Origin of the sequence: Paenibacillus silagei (assembly GCF_017874735.1) — a bacterium.
Classification (GTDB): domain Bacteria; phylum Bacillota; class Bacilli; order Paenibacillales; family Paenibacillaceae; genus Paenibacillus_AQ; species Paenibacillus_AQ silagei.
Genome location: NZ_JAGGLV010000029.1, coordinates 37,280 through 54,819, shown reverse-complemented (window position 1 = coordinate 54,819; position 17,540 = coordinate 37,280). Strand labels below are relative to the sequence as shown.

The 17,540-nt window shown below is 52.6% G+C and carries 19 protein-coding genes; 15 read left to right on the top strand and 4 right to left on the bottom strand.

Going from position 1 to position 17,540, the window contains the following annotated elements; translation table 11 throughout:
• Positions 1-133 precede the first annotated feature (133 nt).
• The 6 genes from J2Z70_RS28740 (at position 134) to J2Z70_RS28715 (ending at position 5,569) form a co-directional block, all read left to right on the top strand.
• Entirely contained in the window at positions 134-721 is a 588-nt protein-coding gene (locus J2Z70_RS28740; protein WP_245368593.1) for a P-loop NTPase family protein, read from the top strand.
• 30 nt (positions 722-751) lie between these two features.
• Positions 752-1,321, top strand: a complete 570-nt coding sequence (locus J2Z70_RS28735; protein ID WP_209878787.1) for an RDD family protein — start codon at positions 752-754, stop codon at positions 1,319-1,321.
• Between the two features lie 120 nt (positions 1,322-1,441).
• On the top strand, positions 1,442-2,191 hold the full coding sequence (locus J2Z70_RS28730; RefSeq protein ID WP_209878785.1) for a DUF4309 domain-containing protein: 750 nt from the start codon (positions 1,442-1,444) through the stop codon (positions 2,189-2,191).
• Between the two features lie 243 nt (positions 2,192-2,434).
• Positions 2,435-3,589 (top strand): winged helix-turn-helix domain-containing protein, encoded by a 1,155-nt coding sequence (locus J2Z70_RS33780; protein ID WP_209878783.1) that lies wholly within the window; start codon positions 2,435-2,437, stop codon positions 3,587-3,589.
• An 82-nt stretch (positions 3,590-3,671) separates the two neighbouring features.
• Positions 3,672-4,955 carry an MFS transporter gene (locus tag J2Z70_RS28720; RefSeq protein WP_209878781.1) on the top strand — a complete coding sequence of 428 codons (1,284 nt, stop codon included), beginning with the start codon at positions 3,672-3,674 and terminating at the stop codon, positions 4,953-4,955.
• A 47-nt stretch (positions 4,956-5,002) separates the two neighbouring features.
• Positions 5,003-5,569, top strand: coding sequence for a histidine phosphatase family protein (locus J2Z70_RS28715; RefSeq protein WP_209878778.1), 567 nt, complete (start codon positions 5,003-5,005; stop codon positions 5,567-5,569).
• A 140-nt stretch (positions 5,570-5,709) separates the two neighbouring features.
• On the opposite strand, the gene J2Z70_RS28710 is transcribed toward J2Z70_RS28715, so the two are convergent.
• A complete protein-coding gene (locus J2Z70_RS28710; RefSeq protein WP_209878776.1) occupies positions 5,710-6,018 on the bottom strand; it encodes a Dabb family protein in 309 nt (102 codons plus the stop codon).
• A gap of 227 nt (positions 6,019-6,245) precedes the next feature.
• Here J2Z70_RS28710 and J2Z70_RS28705 point away from each other — a divergent pair, with 227 nt between their 5' ends.
• Complete coding sequence (locus tag J2Z70_RS28705) at positions 6,246-7,031, top strand: helix-turn-helix transcriptional regulator (protein WP_209878774.1); 786 nt, start codon at positions 6,246-6,248, stop codon at positions 7,029-7,031.
• 286 nt (positions 7,032-7,317) lie between these two features.
• Here the strand turns inward: J2Z70_RS28705 and J2Z70_RS28700 are convergent, their stop codons facing one another.
• The 3 genes from J2Z70_RS28700 to J2Z70_RS28690 all read right to left on the bottom strand — a co-directional run bounded on the left by J2Z70_RS28700 (position 7,318) and on the right by J2Z70_RS28690 (position 10,016).
• A complete protein-coding gene (locus J2Z70_RS28700) occupies positions 7,318-8,103 on the bottom strand; it encodes a TatD family hydrolase (protein WP_209878772.1) in 786 nt (261 codons plus the stop codon).
• 27 nt (positions 8,104-8,130) lie between these two features.
• A complete protein-coding gene (locus tag J2Z70_RS28695) occupies positions 8,131-9,255 on the bottom strand; it encodes a stalk domain-containing protein (RefSeq protein WP_209878770.1) in 1,125 nt (374 codons plus the stop codon).
• Positions 9,256-9,440: 185 nt separating this feature from the next.
• The gene (locus J2Z70_RS28690) at positions 9,441-10,016 is read right to left on the bottom strand and encodes a TetR/AcrR family transcriptional regulator (RefSeq protein WP_209878768.1); all 576 of its coding nucleotides are present in this window, start codon (positions 10,014-10,016) and stop codon (positions 9,441-9,443) included.
• Positions 10,017-10,168: 152 nt separating this feature from the next.
• Between J2Z70_RS28690 and J2Z70_RS28685 the strand changes: the two genes are divergently transcribed.
• From J2Z70_RS28685 to J2Z70_RS28650, 8 genes are all read left to right on the top strand, one after another.
• A complete protein-coding gene (locus J2Z70_RS28685) occupies positions 10,169-11,389 on the top strand; it encodes an MFS transporter (RefSeq protein WP_209878766.1) in 1,221 nt (406 codons plus the stop codon).
• A gap of 214 nt (positions 11,390-11,603) precedes the next feature.
• Positions 11,604-12,143 (top strand): sigma-70 family RNA polymerase sigma factor, encoded by a 540-nt coding sequence (locus J2Z70_RS28680; protein ID WP_245368592.1) that lies wholly within the window; start codon positions 11,604-11,606, stop codon positions 12,141-12,143.
• Positions 12,140-13,057 (top strand): DUF4367 domain-containing protein, encoded by a 918-nt coding sequence (locus tag J2Z70_RS28675; protein WP_209878762.1) that lies wholly within the window; start codon positions 12,140-12,142, stop codon positions 13,055-13,057. Before J2Z70_RS28680 ends, J2Z70_RS28675 begins: the two co-directional genes overlap by 4 nt.
• Positions 13,058-13,357: 300 nt before the next feature.
• Positions 13,358-14,440, top strand: coding sequence for a LolA family protein (locus J2Z70_RS28670; RefSeq protein WP_209878761.1), 1,083 nt, complete (start codon positions 13,358-13,360; stop codon positions 14,438-14,440).
• Between the two features lie 180 nt (positions 14,441-14,620).
• On the top strand, positions 14,621-15,802 hold the full coding sequence (alr, locus tag J2Z70_RS28665; protein WP_209878759.1) for an alanine racemase: 1,182 nt from the start codon (positions 14,621-14,623) through the stop codon (positions 15,800-15,802).
• A 211-nt stretch (positions 15,803-16,013) separates the two neighbouring features.
• A complete protein-coding gene (locus J2Z70_RS28660) occupies positions 16,014-16,295 on the top strand; it encodes a CopG family ribbon-helix-helix protein (RefSeq protein ID WP_036697455.1) in 282 nt (93 codons plus the stop codon).
• Positions 16,296-16,298: 3 nt separating this feature from the next.
• Positions 16,299-16,649: a type II toxin-antitoxin system PemK/MazF family toxin gene (locus J2Z70_RS28655; protein ID WP_036697332.1), complete on the top strand. Its 351-nt coding sequence runs from the start codon at positions 16,299-16,301 to the stop codon at positions 16,647-16,649.
• A 216-nt stretch (positions 16,650-16,865) separates the two neighbouring features.
• Positions 16,866-17,525 (top strand): TetR/AcrR family transcriptional regulator, encoded by a 660-nt coding sequence (locus J2Z70_RS28650; protein WP_281068283.1) that lies wholly within the window; start codon positions 16,866-16,868, stop codon positions 17,523-17,525.
• Positions 17,526-17,540 lie beyond the last annotated feature (15 nt).

Genomic DNA, 17,540 nt, shown 5'->3' with positions numbered 1-17,540 from the left:
ACAAGGCCAGATTATCCAACCAAGATGCCGCCGTATACTGCGGCTCCAGGAGCCAGCCAATCGATTATTGATGGGCTGGCTTCAGTGTTTAACCGAGTGGAGTAGAGTGACAGGATACATAGAGAATAGTAATATGAGAGAGATTTGTTATATTTTTGATCTGCCAGGGGAGGGACTGAAGATAAGAGTACGTATTATAGGCGGCTGCGGCAGCGGAAAGACGTATATCGCCCGGAAATTAGCTCAAAGTTACGGAATTCCGTGCTATGAAACGGATAATTTTGTCTGGGATCGCAGGGACAACACCAAGAACTCCCCGGAGGTACGGGATGCCAAGCTAGCGGAAGCTGTGGATGCGGAGTCGTGGATTATAGAGGGCGTACATTACCAGTGGGGAACAGAAAGCTTCCGGCAAGCGGATCTGATTTTTCTGATTCGGCCTAAGGCTTATGTACAGGATGCCCGGGTCATCAGCAGGTTCATGAAGACCAGGCTGGGGCTGGAGCAAGGGAATTATAAGCAGTCGTTCAAGTATCTCCTGGTGATGCTGCTGGAATGGAACCGCAGCTTCAGGAGAGAGGGGATTCCTGCGATCATGGCATTAACCGAACAGTATCAGGCTAAGCGGATCATCGTGCAGCAGAATCATGAGATTTTGCAGCATGTGGGCAGGTATGTGCAGGGGAAGAGTGTGCGGGAAACGAGTGATTGCCATGAATGATGAGACTACTTTTGCGTGAGGGGTGAAAGTATGGAGCCGTGGATCGAGGAAGAACTTAATTTATACGAATTTGTTGGCTTTTGGAAAAGAGTGCTGATTAATTTCATCGATTTCCTGATTCTTTTATTTCCAACCTATTTGCTAGAAAGGATTTCAGTTTCTGCTGCAGAATCGGCAGGGTCAGCGTTCCCGCTTTTTATACAGTTTGTACTGCTTATGGCGTTCAATGTATTTATGGTTGTCCGATACGGAGGGACGCCGGGCAGGCTGCTTATGGGGGCAAGAATCGTTGATGAGAATGGAAGATATCCTGTGCTCAGGCAGGCTTTGATTAGGGATAGTTTTATTATTGTGAACAGCTTCCTGGCAGTGATTGTAGGTCTGAATACCGAGGCGTTGTCCTCCATCCCAAGCAGTCTCGTGAACTGGAGTCCGCTTGCAGCGAATTTGAATGCTTTTATTGGCTGGGTAGTGGTCGTGGATTGCCTATTCATCGTATTTACCCCGCGCAAGCGGGCGCTGCATGATCTGATGGCCCGAACTTATGTGGTGAACAAAAAGGCGCTGGACCGTTATCAGACAGGGAAATTCATAGCATAAGGCAATGCGTATAATACCTGGAACAGGAGGTCTGCACCTGCAACCTTTGTTACAGCCCCTGCGTTATAGGGTACAGTTTAGACAAAAGAGGATGGTTCCCATAACGAAGGAGATGGCAGCATGACTACATTAATTAGAACAATCACAGGTATTCTTATCGTTGGGGCGATGCTCAGCCTTACAGCCTGTAATTCCGGCAAAACGGAACCATCGCCTAACAATACGGCTGTGGCTACAGCAACTGTGCAGCCAGGGGATAGCGCTTCATCGGCAGCAGAAGGTGCGCAGGTAAGCGAATCTGGTACAGATGACGGCGCTGCTGCGGACGCAGAGCCTGTAACTGCTGATCCTGAAGCCGCCGCCGGAGCCACATCAGAGTCTACGGTCACTGAAGCCGCAGGGGCTGCAGATACCGTGGCTCCCGCCACCCCGCAGGAACGGAGCAAGCAGCTGAAGGAGCTGCTGGAGCTTGCTAAGCAGGGCAAGGTGCCCGGCGTCGAATATGCTGCACACACCGGACTTATTGATGAGGTGGAAGCCGCGTGGGGAGAGCCGGACCTCAAGGAATCGGCAGGCAAGGGAGTCTATTCCACCTACTCCAAGAAGAGTGTGGTGTTTGGTTTTAACAAGGGTATGAAGATTTTTGATGTGCGCTCGAGCGCCCCGGACCTGCGTAACCTGACACTGAAGCAGATTGAAGAAGTCCTCGGCAAGCCGGATGCTACTACCGTGAATGGCGAGCATAACATCTATATTTATCAGGCCAACAAGCAGTATCAGCTCAAATTCATCATCTTGGAATCAACAGGAACGGTAGATCATATCTCGGTGTTCTCGGAGCAGGATACCATTAACAATATGGCTGGGTAGAATTGTGTAATCGTTGGCATGGGTTGAGGCAACTGTAATTATATGAGTAGTTAAAAGAGTCCCCTTACAGCGGCAACTGTAGGGGGACTTTTTGTGTATGTGGAAAACCGAATACAATGTGCCGGTGCGAAGCTGGACGGGCTGAATAGTTGTTACATCCTCCGCCTGCTATCGTGCAAGCAAGTTCTTGCTGATATAATTGACTTGTGGATTCATTAGCAGAAGAAGAAAAGAGGCACCGCCATGCATCTGGAGTTGAACGGAAGTGAATATAAGGTATCCGCCGGAGGATTAACGGTAGAGCTGCTGCCCAAGGAGTTCGCATTGCTGCAGTTTCTCTACCGTAATCGGGGGCGGACCTTCAGCCGCGAGCAGCTGCTGGATAAAGTGTGGCCGATGGAGTACCCGGTGGAGCGGACCGTTGACGATCATATCTACCGGCTGCGCAAGAAGCTGCGGTTACTGGGCGGGATTGACATTAAGACGATTCGCGGGTTCGGGTACAGTCTGGCAATTCCGGGCGGCCTTGCGGGCGTAGCGGTAAATCCGGCAACGAATGACCCGGAGCTGCGGGACACGATGCGTGAGGTGTTCATGAAGTTCCATGTCTATGGTCAGGGGAACTCCATGCTCACTCTTGCCCGCCAGCAGGACATCCTCGGCTACGAGCTGGACCCGCATTATTCTATGGTTGTTCATTTTGTGCAGGGAGATTTGGATTGGTTGGTCCACACGGACGAGATTCCGCTGAAGGACCGGCTCTTTTACCTCAATCTGTTCTACTTCTTCATTGGTGATCCCAGGGAGAAGGTGGCGTACGCCGAGCGCCTGATTGCGCGGAATCTGCTGAACCCGCCAGAACAAACCGAGCTTGAGATTCTGACGATGCTGGACATGTACACCCTTGCAGGTCAGCCGGAAAAAGCACTGGAACGTCTGAAGCGTTCCTACCAGGTGATCGCCGGACCCGGCTTCGAGAATTTCATCCCGGTCACGGTAATTACAGAGCTGTTCATCCATCTCTCAGCGGGAGCTTGCGATGAAGAGCTGGAACGGATGGATGAAGCCGTCAGCCGGATTTTGCAGGACAAGCCCTTTTTGCGGGAGATTGGCAACTACAAGGTAGTGAAGGGACTCTGGAAGCTGCGCCGTGAACAGTGGGCAGAGGGGGAGCGGCTCATCAATGAGGGATTGCAGGTGCTGGATATGTCGGGATTCGTGCCGCTGCGCTTCTATGCACTGTACAAGATTCATCATTTTTGCCGGATGTTCCTGACCGGAAGTGCCTTGGACCGAAAGTATAGTAGCCTGTTTGCGGCCGAGCTTGAAGCTTGTGGCCTGGACAGACTGGAACACACTCTGGAGCGCATCCTGCTGCCGCTGCTGGAGACCCCATGATAATTCTCTGACAATTCTCCGTTACTTTAGAATCATAGATGGAGCTTCATCTACGATCTTAGGTAACCTGGAGGAGTGTCAGATGGAACGATCAACCAAGCAGGGAAACAGTCTGCTTCATAACAAAACTTATATGCGGGTGTACAGCGCTTTTGCCACAGCGAGCTTCGGCGACTGGTTCGATGCACTGGCGATTCAGGTGCTGGTCGGTTACCGCTGGCAGGCCGGGCCGCTGATGCTGGCCCTCATTCCGGTAGCGCTGGCGCTGCCGAGTATTCTGCTCGGCTCGATTGCCGGGGTAGCCGCCGACCGGCTGAACAAGCTGAAGCTGATGCGCATCTGCGATCTGCTGACAGCGCTGCTGACCCTGCTGGTGCTGTTCGCCCCGAGTATGGTCTGGCTGCTGCCGCTGCTGGCGCTGCGCTCAGCGCTGTCTACACTGAATATGCCCGCCCAGCAGTCCTTGACCCGCAGTCTCGTGAGAGAGGACCAGTTGCTGCAAGCCTCGTCACTCAACGGACTGGTCAACCAAGGCTCCAAAATCGCCGGTCCGCTGCTCGGAGGTCTGGCGCTCGCCTTCCTTACGCCGCAGTGGTGCATCCTGCTCAATGCCTTGCTGCGCAGCTGTTCTTATCTGCTGCTGTTGTCCGTAAAAAACATCCATACGGAGGAAGAAGACAGCAAGCAGCCGGAAGCGCCGGCCAACAAGATACCGCTCCGCACCATGTGGCGGGAAGGCTGGAGCTTCATGCTCCGCAGCCGGCTGCTGCTGAATACGATGCTGTTCGGGCTTGCCGGGTCGCTGGTCATTCAAGTCGTCGACTTTCAATTCACCAGCCTGTTCCGGGTGTTCGCTCCAGACCGGGAAGCACTGCTCGGCTGGATGGTAGCTGCTACCGGAGCTGGAGCTGTGCTCATCATCCTAATCCTGAACAAGCTGAAATTGGAAGCCGGTTATGGCTGGAAGCTGGGATCTGGGTATGTCCTGATCGGCGGATCGATTGCGGCGCTGGGTCTGCTTCAACCGGGAGCATCTATGATTTGGGTGCTGCTGATCGGGTTTGTGCTGGGGATCGGCAACGGGGTATTCATGATTACTTTCAATTACTGTCTGCAAAAAGAAACCCCACCGCACATGACCGGCCGCATCTTCGGCATTCAGAACACCGTCCTCAGCACGGTACTCATTGTGGCACCTTTGCTGGGCGGCGTACTTGTGCAATATGCAGGTCCGGCCCGCATTTTTGTTAACATTGGCTTACTGCAGCTGCTCCTGGGTCTGATGGGTGTGGCATTCGGCCGGCAGCTCTGGCCGATGGCGAGGTCTACAGCGGAAGCTGCTCAGCCAGCGGTAGAGAGTAGCTAAGAAGGTTAACGGATCACTAATTTCTGTATGGACGATTAGGAGGAGTTATGACAACTTATATCTACATGGTAAGGCACGGAGACTCGCTCCGTACCGGGGTGGATGAATGGACACGCGGCCTTTCGCCCAAGGGGGAGGAAGATGCCCTGCAGGTCACGGAATGCCTGAAGGATGAAGGGATAGATGTGTTGTACAGCAGCCCGTATATCCGGGCGGTCGATACGATTGCGGATTTGGCGGATCAACTGGAGCAGGAAATCATTCTGATCGATGATCTGAGAGAAAAGGTCTGGATGGAGGGCAACCAGCAGCTATCCGACGAAGGCTTATACGATGAACTCCAGAAGATGTACACCGATCCCGATTATGCCCTGCCGGGCGGGGAATCGAACCGGGAGTGCCAGGCACGGGCAGTGAAGGTGCTGCAGAATATTCTGCGGACCCAGGAAGGGAAAAGAGTGGCCATCGGAACCCACGGCATGGTGATGTCCTTGATGATGGGCTATTTTGCCCCGGGATACGGTCTGGACTTCTTACTACAGACGACCAAGCCGGATATTTATGTCATGGAGTTCGAAGAAGATGAAGTGTCGGTCCGGCGGATGCCTCTGTAAGCTAAGGATATAATAATTGTAAATATTACAAAAAAATGGTAAATTAATATGATAGTCATTACGCTAAAAGGAAACAATACCTCAATAATCCCAAGAAGGCAGCCGACCAATGTGGTGGCTGCCTCTTTAGCTTTTCGTGATCAACTGGTCGCAAACGGATAATCAATAACGATGATTCCATCAACAAATGGACCTATGGATTGCAATAAATTTTGATGTAGCGGGTGTTGAATATATTCACGGCAAGCTTGCTGATTCTCAAAAGTAACTCTGATCCCCAGCGTGAACCCCTGGGTGTGCTCGATTTCCTCCGTCACGTTAATCCCCGCGCTAAGATCTACGATACCTGGAATTTCCCCCTTAAAGTTCTGCGCGCGCCTAACAGCGTCTTCTTGCTCTGCAATAGAAACATCAGGCTTGAATTTCAATAGCACCATATGCTCAAACATCTTAATCCCCCCAAAACTAATATCAACTTGTCCTAACCATTCTTGCTCTTCTCCTATGGAGGACATAGACTAGTGTACATGAGCCTAACGGGGTTAGGGAGATATCTGGTTATCGTAGGATTGGAAATCCTACGTTCAAGAATAGATAGGAGGCATGAGGAGATTATGGCGGACAGACTGGACCGTACGGGGAATTGTCTCGTTTTTTGCGCTTACGCCGTGAACGAATGACTCCTAAGCAAGCGGGTTTGCCGGAAACCGGACGCAGACGTACACCTGGACTTCGCCGAAGCGAGGTAGCCCAGCTGGCAGATGTAGGATTGGACTGGTACACCTACTTGGAACAAGGGCGTCCTATTAACGTATCCGCTGAGGTACTTGACCGAATATCAGAAGTGCTTCGGTTAGATGAAGCAGAACGCAGGCATCTGTACCATCTGGCTCGAAAGCAATTCCCCTTGATCAATACTCATCAACCCTCCAAGGTAACAGCGGAACTTCAACGTTTTTTGGATAGCCAAACCCTGTCACCTTCGAATATCATGGATGCGCATATGAATATCATTGCCTGGAATGAAGCCTACTGTGCAATGAATGGGGATCTCGCGGCTATGTCGGAGAGTGAACGGAATTTTGTCTGGATGACGTTTACTTCTGCCCGTTTCCGCTACGTTAAGGGAGAGCAATGGGAAATGCATGCCAGGCGAATCGTTGCTACTTTCCATGCCAGATATGCGCGACACGGCGAAGACCCTTGGTGGTCTGAGCAGTTCGAGGCACTGTCCAAGGTTAGCAGTGAGTTTCGTGAATTTTGGGACTCTCATGAGATTCTCGATGCCATAGATGCTCCGAAGACGCTGCATTGTCCGAATCTCGGGAAATTGAATTTCGATCTTGTATCGTTTCAGTATTTGAACGACTCAAATTTGACCGTATCCATCCATGTTCCTCATCAAGACGGCTCGGTGGAAAAAATGCAGCAGCTGTTAACCGATTATCGGGACCAGCGTTAAGGGCCCTAAGGGCAATTGGATAAGTTTGGTCGAAGCTAACATTCAGGGCTAGTTGTATTATGTACATTTAAAAACAGTCAAAAGGAAGGATTTGCTCTTCTAACTGTAGTTTGTACAACTAAATTTGCCTGAGTGGGCGAGATCCCCGATAATGAGCTATTTTAAATGTATGAAATACAACTAAACGTATATTCAGCCGTAAATCAAACGATTTAGTTGTACTAAATACACTTAAGCATTTCGCCTGCACCCTAATCAGGTCTGATGCTGTACTGAAGTAGAGTGGCTAGTCCTGTAGCCCATAGAATCGCACCGTATTTGCTGTCAGCTTGGCTTGGGCTTCGGCCACGGAATATCCATGCAGCGCCCCCCAGGCGGCAGCAACGTCATGGACCATAGCCGGATGGGTGGTGCGCCCGGCGAACGGTCCTTCAAACGGCCACGGGCCGTCCGTCTCTGCCATGACCAGCTCCGGCGGATAGCGGCGTGCCAGCTCCTGAATCTCCGGTTCGTAGAGGATGTCGGGAGTGAAGGAAATGTAGTAACCGCGGCTAATCATCCGGTCAACGGTAGCAGCAGGGCCCTTGAACCAGTGGAAATGGGCCTGCGTAAGGCCATGCTGCTCCAGCAGATCGCATACGGTCCACGCATCCTCATAGACGGCATGTAGTACTACAGGCTTGCCCAAACGTGCAGCCAGTCCAAGAAGTCTGTCCAGAAGCTGAATATAGGGTGCCATATCCCAAGCTTCGCCACGCTCCACAGCCTCGGTCCGGGAGTAGTAGGGAAGGCCGATTTCACCAATAGCGGCCATACTTCCAGCATGGTCTGTAATCCATTTCAGTAGCACGTTCAGTTCTTCCTCCGCAGGCAGCGGCTGCTCGGGATGGAAGCCGTAAGCCGGCTTCACCAGGCCGGGATATCCGGCTGCGAGCTCCCGGGTGCGCTTGCTGGAGGCGAGGTTCATGGAGACGGTGATCAGCGACTCTATGCCCTGCTCCGGCAGTCTCTCCAGCATGGAGGACAATACGTTGTCTTCATATTGGTCAAGATGAATATGGGCATCAATCATTTGCAAGTCTCTCCTTCCGGCAACGGATTATTTCTCCACAATGGCTTCACCCCGTTCATCCGGCTCAAAAGCAATAGACCCCAGCTCCATCCCCGTCTTGCCTGCCTTATATTCCAGCTTCAGGGTACCGACACTCTCGGTCATGCCGACCATTAAGCTGGTGTCCGCAAGCAGTTTGTTGTTCTCTACTGAGTAGTAGGTTACTGCGCCAATGGCCGCTTTGCTGCCGAAATACTTCAGGCCGTCCTCAGCACGGTCCTGTAGTCTGAGCGTCATCTTGGACGGCTTGAGTCCTGTAAGCTCAAGCTTCAGCAGGACATCGTTCTTATCCAGCGAAATACTGGAGGAGACAACAGCAGAGGCCGCTTTGTCCGCAGCAGGCACCGATATTTCCTTCCACTGTTCCGGCTTCACGACATGAACCTCCTGTGCAACCAGCGAGGTTCCGGTTCCCAGGGTGAACACAACCGTAGCCTCCGGTTTGCCGTCAGAATCTACATCAGCATAGAAGAGCTGAGGCGGATGCGAGTAGTCTCTGGATACGGTCCAGTTGAAGTGCTGCTTTTTCCCGTTCACTTCAAGAATGAATCCCTTGTAGGTATTGCCGTCCTTGAGCGCAGCGTACAGCCTCACCTTGGGATTATTCTCTGCAATGGCTAGTGGGGCTGCAGGTACTCTGACGGTTGTGCTAAGACTGCCCGGGGTAATGTTAACCCGGCTTCCTCCCGGATTCAGCTCTGTAACAGCTCCCGTAAGGGAGTCCAAAGTAGCTGCCGCGATGTATACACGGCCTGCCTTCAGCAGCACGGGGGCGTCCAGATCATCTTGATATCCCCCATCCGTTTGCAGATAAGTCACTTGTATGGAGGCGCTGCCGGGCGTAAGAATCGTCTTGTCCCAGCTTGTGGACAGGGTGAGCTGCTTGAGAGTGTTATTCCATTGCAGCTCTGTCGGGAAGTATTCCAACAGTGCGCGGGCAGGTACGTATAATGTGCCGCCGGAGTGGAAGGGGGGAGCCCCGGGAAGAACGGCTTGTCCGTCCACAACAAGGGATAGCGGGGCAGCAGCAGAATGGGCAATATCTATGGATGAACCCGCCGCATGGCCTGCGAGGAGCAGGGCGATAGCGGCAGCGGTAATTAATTTTTTCATAAGATAACCTCCGGAGTCTGGAAATTCCAATCTCTTGTATTATAAATGAAAAACTCCGCCTGCGGGTCACGTTCTGTTAACAAAGATAAGACAAGCCTGTTACAGCCCTAGCTTATACTGCCCATACTGCATTGTGCCTGGACAAATGCAATTTGCCATATCCTAATAGAAGACTTGCAGAAACCTCAAGCCTCCAGCGCTTGAAGGGCAAGTAACACAAGGTCTCTGACGGAGTCTTCGCTCAGCTCTCCCCCGGTCAGCAGCAGACGGTAGAAGATGGGGCCATAGACGAGATCAATACAACTCCCGATATCGAGTCCCTGCTTCAGTTCCCCCTGGGCAATCCCCCGTTCGAACAGCTTCCGGGCTTCCTCGCGGCGCGGGCCGAAATATCTGCTCCGGTACGCCTCTGCCAGTCCGGTATCGGATTGCCCTTCACCAATCAGCTCGGTGATGACTTTACCTTCCCGGCTGGTGAGAAAGTGCGCGAGCGTCCCCGCATGAATCAGAATGTCCTCCTTGGCGGAACCTGTATCCGGGATTGGCAGTCTGGCGTTAGCGGCGTACAAATATCCATCCATGACCACGGCCGCTTTATTCGGCCACCATTTATAGATCGTTGCCTTACTGACCTGGGCCTGCTCCGCGATCTTCTCTACGGTAACTGCGCCGAAGCCCGTCTCAAGCAATAATTCATATGAAGCGTTCAGAATAGCGTTCTTGGCCTCGGTATTGCGCGGGCGGCCTCTTTTTTTCTCCATGGTGATTCCTCCTGACAGTGCTAGTTCAACTATAATTGGAGTATACCATAAAACTGCCTATTTACAATACTGAACGTTTAGTATATTATTTGGTCATGGTTAATTAATGTACTTGACGTTCACTATTTAAAAACTGGAAGGTGGCGCTTCAAATGAAAGATGGAATTCCTGCGCAACAACAAACAGTATCCCTTGTTACTCAAAAGGCTGTCCCCGGCTGGATCACTTTTCTGCTCGCTGTATCCTGCGGACTGATCGTGGCGAATCTCTATTATACCCAGACACTGGTTGGGCCCATCGGGCATGCCATTCATCTGTCCGCCGGAGCGACAGGGCTAATCGTTACCCTGACGCAGATCGGTTACGTAGCCGGACTGCTGTTCATTGTCCCGCTTAGTGATATTATCGAGAACCGCCGGCTGACTGTGATGTCGCTGGTTCTGGTGGTGGCCGCCCTGGTGCTGTCCGTTCTGGCACCAAATGCACCGCTGTTCCTGGCCGCCTCCTTGCTGATCGGGCTGGGCTCGGTAGCCGCACAGGTCCTGGTGCCGTATGCCTCCTATCTGGCCACAGAGGAAGATCGCGGCCGCGTCGTCGGCAATGTGATGAGCGGCCTCTTGCTGGGCATTATGTTCGCCCGCCCGGTTGCCAGCTTCATGGCCGGACTCTGGGGCTGGCAGTCCATCTTCATCGTCTCGGCTGTCGTAACTGCGCTGCTGACGCTGCTACTAGCCCGTGTCCTGCCCGCCCGGAAGCCCGCTCCCGGCTTGAGATACGGACAATTGCTCCGCTCTCTGGGCACATTGCTTATGCATACGCCGGTGCTGCGGCGCCGCGCCTTATACCAGGCCAGCCTGTTCGGTGCCTTCAGTCTGTTCTGGACGACTGTTCCGCTGCACTTGTCCAGTGAGTATCACCTGTCCCAGCAAGGAATCGCCCTGTTTGCCCTGGCAGGTGTGGGCGGAGCCGTAGCTGCGCCGATTGCGGGCAGATTGGCTGACAAGGGCTGGACCCGGCTATTGACTGGTCTTGGCATTTCACTGGCCGTTCTCTCCTTTATCCTGGCTTACCTGCTGCGGGACACCTCCAATCTTACACTAGGCCTGCTGGTGCTGACGGCGATTTTGCTCGATATGAGCGTGTCCGGTAATCTGGTGCTGGGGCAGCGTGCGATCTATTCACTGGGCAATGAGACCCGGGGGCGGCTGAACGGCTTGTTCATGGCGATCTTCTTCATTGGAGGAGCCGTGGGATCATCACTCGGGGGCTGGGCGTATGCTTACGGCGGCTGGAGTCTGACAACTCTAATCGGGCTGGCATTGCCAGTGCTGGCGCTGATCTACTTTTTGACCGAGAAGAAGGAGCACGCTTGAGAAAAGCAGACATGGCGTTCAGCAATAATCCGCATAGCCAGTCATTCCTAAAAAAACTACAGTAGGCAGAGGAGCTTCGAACCTCTGTCTTTTTACGTCTGCATATGTAATGGATTTGATAGATAGAGCGTATTAGCTCATGTAAATCACTTGGCCAAGTAAATTCAGCCTGGAAGGGAGGGCTTAAGGAATGCAAGAGCGCGCATTGCTACCTTTGATACATGACAGGGTTTCATCCCATATAGAGACAGAGCTGGAGTTTTCAGCCGTTTTCGAAGTCTATTATAAACGGATATTCAACTATATCGCCTACCGGGTGAGCTGCCGTTACACCGCTGAGGATCTGGCCAGCCAGGTGTTCGAGAAGACGCTATCCAAGCTGCCCGCCTACTCCCCGGAGAAAGCACCGTTGGAAGTGTGGCTGTTCGCCATTGCCCGCAATATAGTGAATGATTATTACCGGAGCCGCGCGCGGCAGCGCTTCTTCTCACTGGACAGTGTCCGGGAGCTGGTGTCGGGCAAAAAAGAGCCGGAGACGCTCATCCTCGGCAGAGAGCGCAGCGATAGGCTACAGGATGCGCTGGACACGCTCAGCCCGAAGGAACGTAACCTCATCGCTCTGAAATTCGGGGCGGATCTGAAGAATACGGAGATTGCCCGGATTACCGGAATCTCGGAGAGCAATGTCGGAGTCATTCTCTATCGCAGCATGCGAAAACTGAAATCTGAAATAGGGAGTGTGGAAGAGCTATGAATAACAAGAAGAGCGCTGCACAGGCGGAAGGGTTTGAACTTCAGGAGCTTCACGAGCTGGGCGAATACCTGGCAAAGCAGGACTTCTCCCGAGAGTCCGATCCGGCGGCGGTTCTGCGCCAAGTGAGAAGCCGTTCCATTCAGAAACAACAGGAGGATGATAGAATGAAGAACAAACAACGAATCAGACGTCCGGTGATGATTGCAGCTTCTCTGCTGGTGGCAGCCGTGGTGAGCGTGTCTTTCGTCAGACCCTCGTTCGCACAGGAAATGCTGGAGCGTGTGCTGAATTCAGTCCATCTGGGACATATTGAGGTCGCTCAGATGGACGGGAGTCACCCTAAGGAGTTCCCGGATGCCTGGAAGGGCAAGATATTTGACCAGGAGGGGAATCCCGTCACTTCGTTTAACCCCATGCCGGAAGCCATCTTCAATGCTGCCGGGGAGGCCATCGTCAATTTCGACGGGGATAAGCTGATTACCCTGAGCGAGCAGGAGCAGCTTGACAAGGAAGCTTCAGAGCAGAAGTTTACCGTCAAGGAGGCAGTTAAGCTGGATCAATACGCTCTCTTCAAGGTGAAGCTGCCGGAATACCTGCCAGAGGGCTTTGCCTTTGACCACGGGGAGTTCTATAAGGACGAGGCGGGTGTAAGCGGGCAGATTGTTGAACTGTTCTTCGCTAGCAAAGATAAGGATAAGCGAATCTGGATGCAGCTGCGCTTGGCCAATGAGGAGAATGCCTTTTCAATGGCAACGGATGATAAGGTGGAGCAGGTGAAGATCAAGGGGACGGATGCGGTTCTGGTCAGTGACAGAAGCCTGGACTGGGAAGCGAACGGCGTGATGTACGGCCTTAGCACCCGCGGCCTTGACCGTGCAGAGGTCCTGAAGATTGCAGAATCCATTAACTGGTAATCTGCTGAGCAGCGGATAAGGGAACAGGTACGAGGCATGGGATGAATCAGAGCACCAGACTGCAACCCCGGAGCGTGGCGGGGATCGCGGGCTGGTGCTTTTTGCAATAGTGTTTCTACTATATAGAAGGAAATAAGAGGAACCATACATAGATTGTTAGATTCCCGGGAGGCGGGAGCGGATTCTCGTCTGGAATAACACTTCTCTTCATGCTTGTCATGCCCGTCTGCATATTGAGGCCAAGTCCTTCATAGACATGTACTAATCAATGCATTCAAAACAGGTTAAGGGGATGATGTCATGCGCCGGATAACATGGGCACTCGCGATCATTATGAGCGTGGCCTTAGTATTGGCGGGGTGCGGGAAGAAGGATGCCGCCTCTGTGGTCAAGGATCTGAATCAAGTGTCTGACAAGCTGGAGAGCAAGCAGGGAGCTTATCAGGGCTCAGGCACGATGACCTTGTACACCGGGGAGCAGCCGCAGGATTACAAGGTGGAGGTATGGTATAAGAATCCTTCGTATTACCGGATCAGCCTGTCGAACGTCCAGAAGGATGTGAAGCAGATTGTGCTGCGCAATGATGAGGGCGTATTCGTCCTTACCCCAAGCCTGGGCAAAAGCTTCCGCTTCCAGAGCGACTGGCCGGACAGCCAGGGTCAGGTGTATCTGTACCAGACGCTGCTGAAGGGAATTGTCTCCGACAACAACCGGCAGTTCGTGGAGGACGGGGATAATTATGTGTTCGAGGTCGCTGCGAACTATCAGAGCAGTGCGCTGGTCCGCCAGAAGATCTGGCTGAACAAAAAGACCTATGAGCCGAAGCAGGTGCAGGTATCGGATTCCGAAGCCAAGGTTGTGGTGAATGTGACCTTCGACAGCTTCAAGTTCGATCCGGAATTCACAGCAGATTCCTTCGATATGCAGAAGAATATGGCGGCCGGCAGCCCTTCCGAGAACACGATGGCGGAAGTGGACCAAGAAGGCAATCCGGTGGTCTCTGAAGATGGTGAACAGGCCGGTGAGCCGGTTACGGCCGAGCTGGGCGACTTCGGGATCATTGAGCCGGCTTACATTCCGGCCGGTGTGAAGCTGAAGGACACGAACAAAATTGAAGGCAGCAAGGACCATGCGGTGCTGATCCGCTATGACGGCGTCTACCAGTATACGATTATGGAAGCCCGTCCGCTGGACCGTGCGGTGTCGCTGGCTCCCGGAACATTGGTCGATCTGGGCTTCACGGCAGGCCTGCTTAGCGGGGATGAGCAGCAGACGCTGACCTGGATGAGCGAGGGTGTAGAGTACCGGATAACAAGCGCAAATCTGCCAGTTACGGAAATGATGCAAATAGCCGCTTCTATGGAGGAACAATCGGGTAAATAAAAAACAGTGGGCGGATACTGCGCAAGGTGGGAATCATTCCTCTACCCGCGGTATCCGTTTTTTGTCTACATCTGCTCACATTGACAGCGGCCTTCACGAGCATTACCATTGGCAGTAAGACTTCTGATCTGTGCGAATAAGGCAGAGATGTTTTACTACAATGTAAGAAGGTGACCTGAAGTGAAGGCAAGCTATCGGCCGACAGCAGCCGAGATTAACCTGGATGATTTGCGTGCCAACTACGAAGCTTTTCGCGGCGTATTGCCGCAGGAGACCAAGTTCATGGGATGCGTCAAAGGAAATGCGTATGGACATGGGGCAGTGGAAGTGACGCGGGAGCTGGAGCGGCTTGGAGCGGACTACGTCAGTGTTGCTTTTCTCGATGAGGCATTGGAGCTGCGTCAGGCGGGAATACTACTTCCTATCCTGGTGCTGGGCTATACTTCACCGGAAGGCATTGCCGTAGCCTGGGAGAACAACATTACCGTTACACTGTTCACACCGGAGGTACTGGAAGCGGTTAGCGCCCTTCCTGTTGAGAAGGAGCACCGGCTGAAGGTACACATCAAGATTGACAGCGGAATGGGCAGACTGGGATTATTGCCGGAGGATGCGCCCGCATTCATCGCTGAGGTGCATGCGGTGGAACAGGCGGAGCTGGAGGGCATGTTCACCCATTTTGCCAGAGCAGACGAACACAACAAAAGCTATACACTAATGCAGCACCGACGTTTCATGAGCGTGGTTGAAGCGCTTCGGGATATGGACATTACCATCCCGATCATACATACGGGCAATAGCGCTACGGCCATTGATACACCTCTACTATCCATTAACATGGTGCGTGTAGGCATAAGCTTGTACGGATTCTACCCCTCGGCTGAGGTGAACCGTGAGCTGGTGGCCTTGCACCCGGTAATGACGCTGAAGACGCAGGCTGTATATGTCAAAACCCTGCCGCCTGACTCAGGCATCAGCTACGGCACCCGGTACTTCACGGCAGGCGATGAGGTTATCGCTACGCTCCCCGTGGGGTACGCTGACGGATATTCCCGCATGCTAACAGGCAAAGCGGAGGTGCTAATACGCGGACGCCGCGTTCCTGTCGTCGGAACGATCTGCATGGACCAGTGTATGGTATCACTGAAATCTTTCGCTCTAGAAGCGGAACAAATCAAAGCAGGCGAAGAGGTTGTACTCATCGGCCGCCAGGGCACCGAGTCGATCACGGCAGATGAACTGGCGCTCCATTTAGGGACGATCCACTACGAAGTAATCTGTATGCTGGCTCACCGGGTACCGCGCGTGTATGTACGCCATGGTATGCTACCCAACCTCGTTAATCCCTTGCTGCAAGCCTAATACCCTGACCAGATACCTAGTACAGGAACTGAATATAAGGAACGTACCGTATAGAGCTTGTGACTTATAGTCTATACGAACCGCCATTTCTAGTTTATAATGGGATGCAGCATACTTGATATACTGGCGGCATATATTCCTTGTATAAAATTCCTTGTATATTGTAACACTGGAACACAAGGGCAGAAGGTTTGTGGGGGTGGAAGAGAAGGTGGCCAATTTGCAGAACACCAAAAGAATCATGATCAGCTTGCCCGATCATCTCTTGCAGGAAGTAGATGGGATCGTTCAACTGGAGAACTCTAACCGTAGTGAATTGATCAGGCAGGCCATGAAGCTGTACTTGAGCGATCGGAGGAAACGCACCATCCGCGAGTCCATGCAGCGGGGCTATATGGAAATGGCTAAGATTAATTTGACCATGGCATGCGAGGCCTTTCTCGCTGAGGAAGATGCAGACAGTACTCTTGGCCGCTTAGTAAGCGGGGTGTAACTATTGATTGTTAAACGCGGCGACGTTTTTTTTGCCGACCTTTCACCGGTTGTGGGTTCTGAGCAAGGTGGAGTAAGGCCGGTACTGATTATTCAGAACGATATTGGCAATCGTTTCAGCCCGACTGTGATTGTGGCAGCTATCACTGCCCAGATCCAGAAGGCCAAGCTGCCGACTCATGTGGAGATTGATGCGGCTGCACATGGCTTTGACCGGGATTCCGTGATTCTGCTGGAGCAGGTTCGTACCATTGACAAGCAACGCTTAACGGATAAAATCACCCACCTGGACGATGAGACCATGAAGCTGGTGGATGATTCGCTGCAAATCAGCCTGGGGCTGATTGATTTCTGAACCCTACGGGGATATAACATCAATCATCGTAACAAAAGGCAGGCCGGATCAACTCCGGTGCTGCCTTTTTTGATGCTTTGGGGTCCCCGCAAAGTACCTGAGTCATCGAAGCTAAAACCCCACCAAGTGGGGTTATTTGGCGCCTAACCGATATATACTTATTGATATACCCGAGGATAGATGAGTGTTGATGATGGGGGTTGTGCGAGGGCATAACTGCGTGCTATAATTGGACCGATCGGTCGGTCTAGAGGAGGGTTAACCATTAAGGGACGTTCAGATGGAGAAGAAACGAAAAGCCGGATTCTAGAGCATGCCACCAGTTTATTTGCGCAAAAGGGCTACGGCGCTGTAAGCATGAATGAGGTCTGCACAGCCGCGAAGGTCAGCAAGGGCAGTCTGTATCACCATTTTCCGGGCAAGGATGAATTGTTCCTGTACGTGGTGGAGGTAGATACCCAGAAGTGGCTTAATGAGTGGGAGGAGCTGCGGAGCGGGATTAGCGGAACGGAGGACCGTCTATACGCGCTGGGGGATCACTATGCAAAGGATATCCAGAATCCGCTGATTCATGCCCTGGAGGAATACGGCAGATCCCATACACTGTCGAAGGAGATCAGCGAGCGCCTTTCACATATTTTCGAATCGGTAACAGAGGCCTGCCGTGTGCTGCTGCAGGAGGGGATGGATTCCGGCTATTTGATCCGTGGTGATCTGGATAACTATGTAATCACACTCAGCGCTATGCTGGAGGGAATCAGCCGGGTCCATGAGATCACAGGTAAGACCGATACCCCGGAGACGATCAGGGCATACTACCGTGCGGGAATTCAGATCCTGCTTCAGGGGATTGGGTCCGGGAAGATTGAGCAATGAATAGAGATAACTGAT

Coding starts and splice junctions, on each gene's coding strand:
- J2Z70_RS28740 (WP_245368593.1), top strand. CDS start 134: ATGAGAGAGATTTGTTATATTTTTGATCTGCCAGGGGAGGGACTGAAG.
- J2Z70_RS28735 (WP_209878787.1), top strand. CDS start 752: ATGGAGCCGTGGATCGAGGAAGAACTTAATTTATACGAATTTGTTGGC.
- J2Z70_RS28730 (WP_209878785.1), top strand. CDS start 1,442: ATGACTACATTAATTAGAACAATCACAGGTATTCTTATCGTTGGGGCG.
- J2Z70_RS33780 (WP_209878783.1), top strand. CDS start 2,435: ATGCATCTGGAGTTGAACGGAAGTGAATATAAGGTATCCGCCGGAGGA.
- J2Z70_RS28720 (WP_209878781.1), top strand. CDS start 3,672: ATGGAACGATCAACCAAGCAGGGAAACAGTCTGCTTCATAACAAAACT.
- J2Z70_RS28715 (WP_209878778.1), top strand. CDS start 5,003: ATGACAACTTATATCTACATGGTAAGGCACGGAGACTCGCTCCGTACC.
- J2Z70_RS28710 (WP_209878776.1), bottom strand. CDS start 6,018: ATGTTTGAGCATATGGTGCTATTGAAATTCAAGCCTGATGTTTCTATT.
- J2Z70_RS28705 (WP_209878774.1), top strand. CDS start 6,246: ATGACTCCTAAGCAAGCGGGTTTGCCGGAAACCGGACGCAGACGTACA.
- J2Z70_RS28700 (WP_209878772.1), bottom strand. CDS start 8,103: ATGATTGATGCCCATATTCATCTTGACCAATATGAAGACAACGTATTG.
- J2Z70_RS28695 (WP_209878770.1), bottom strand. CDS start 9,255: ATGAAAAAATTAATTACCGCTGCCGCTATCGCCCTGCTCCTCGCAGGC.
- J2Z70_RS28690 (WP_209878768.1), bottom strand. CDS start 10,016: ATGGAGAAAAAAAGAGGCCGCCCGCGCAATACCGAGGCCAAGAACGCT.
- J2Z70_RS28685 (WP_209878766.1), top strand. CDS start 10,169: ATGAAAGATGGAATTCCTGCGCAACAACAAACAGTATCCCTTGTTACT.
- J2Z70_RS28675 (WP_209878762.1), top strand. CDS start 12,140: ATGAATAACAAGAAGAGCGCTGCACAGGCGGAAGGGTTTGAACTTCAG.
- J2Z70_RS28670 (WP_209878761.1), top strand. CDS start 13,358: ATGCGCCGGATAACATGGGCACTCGCGATCATTATGAGCGTGGCCTTA.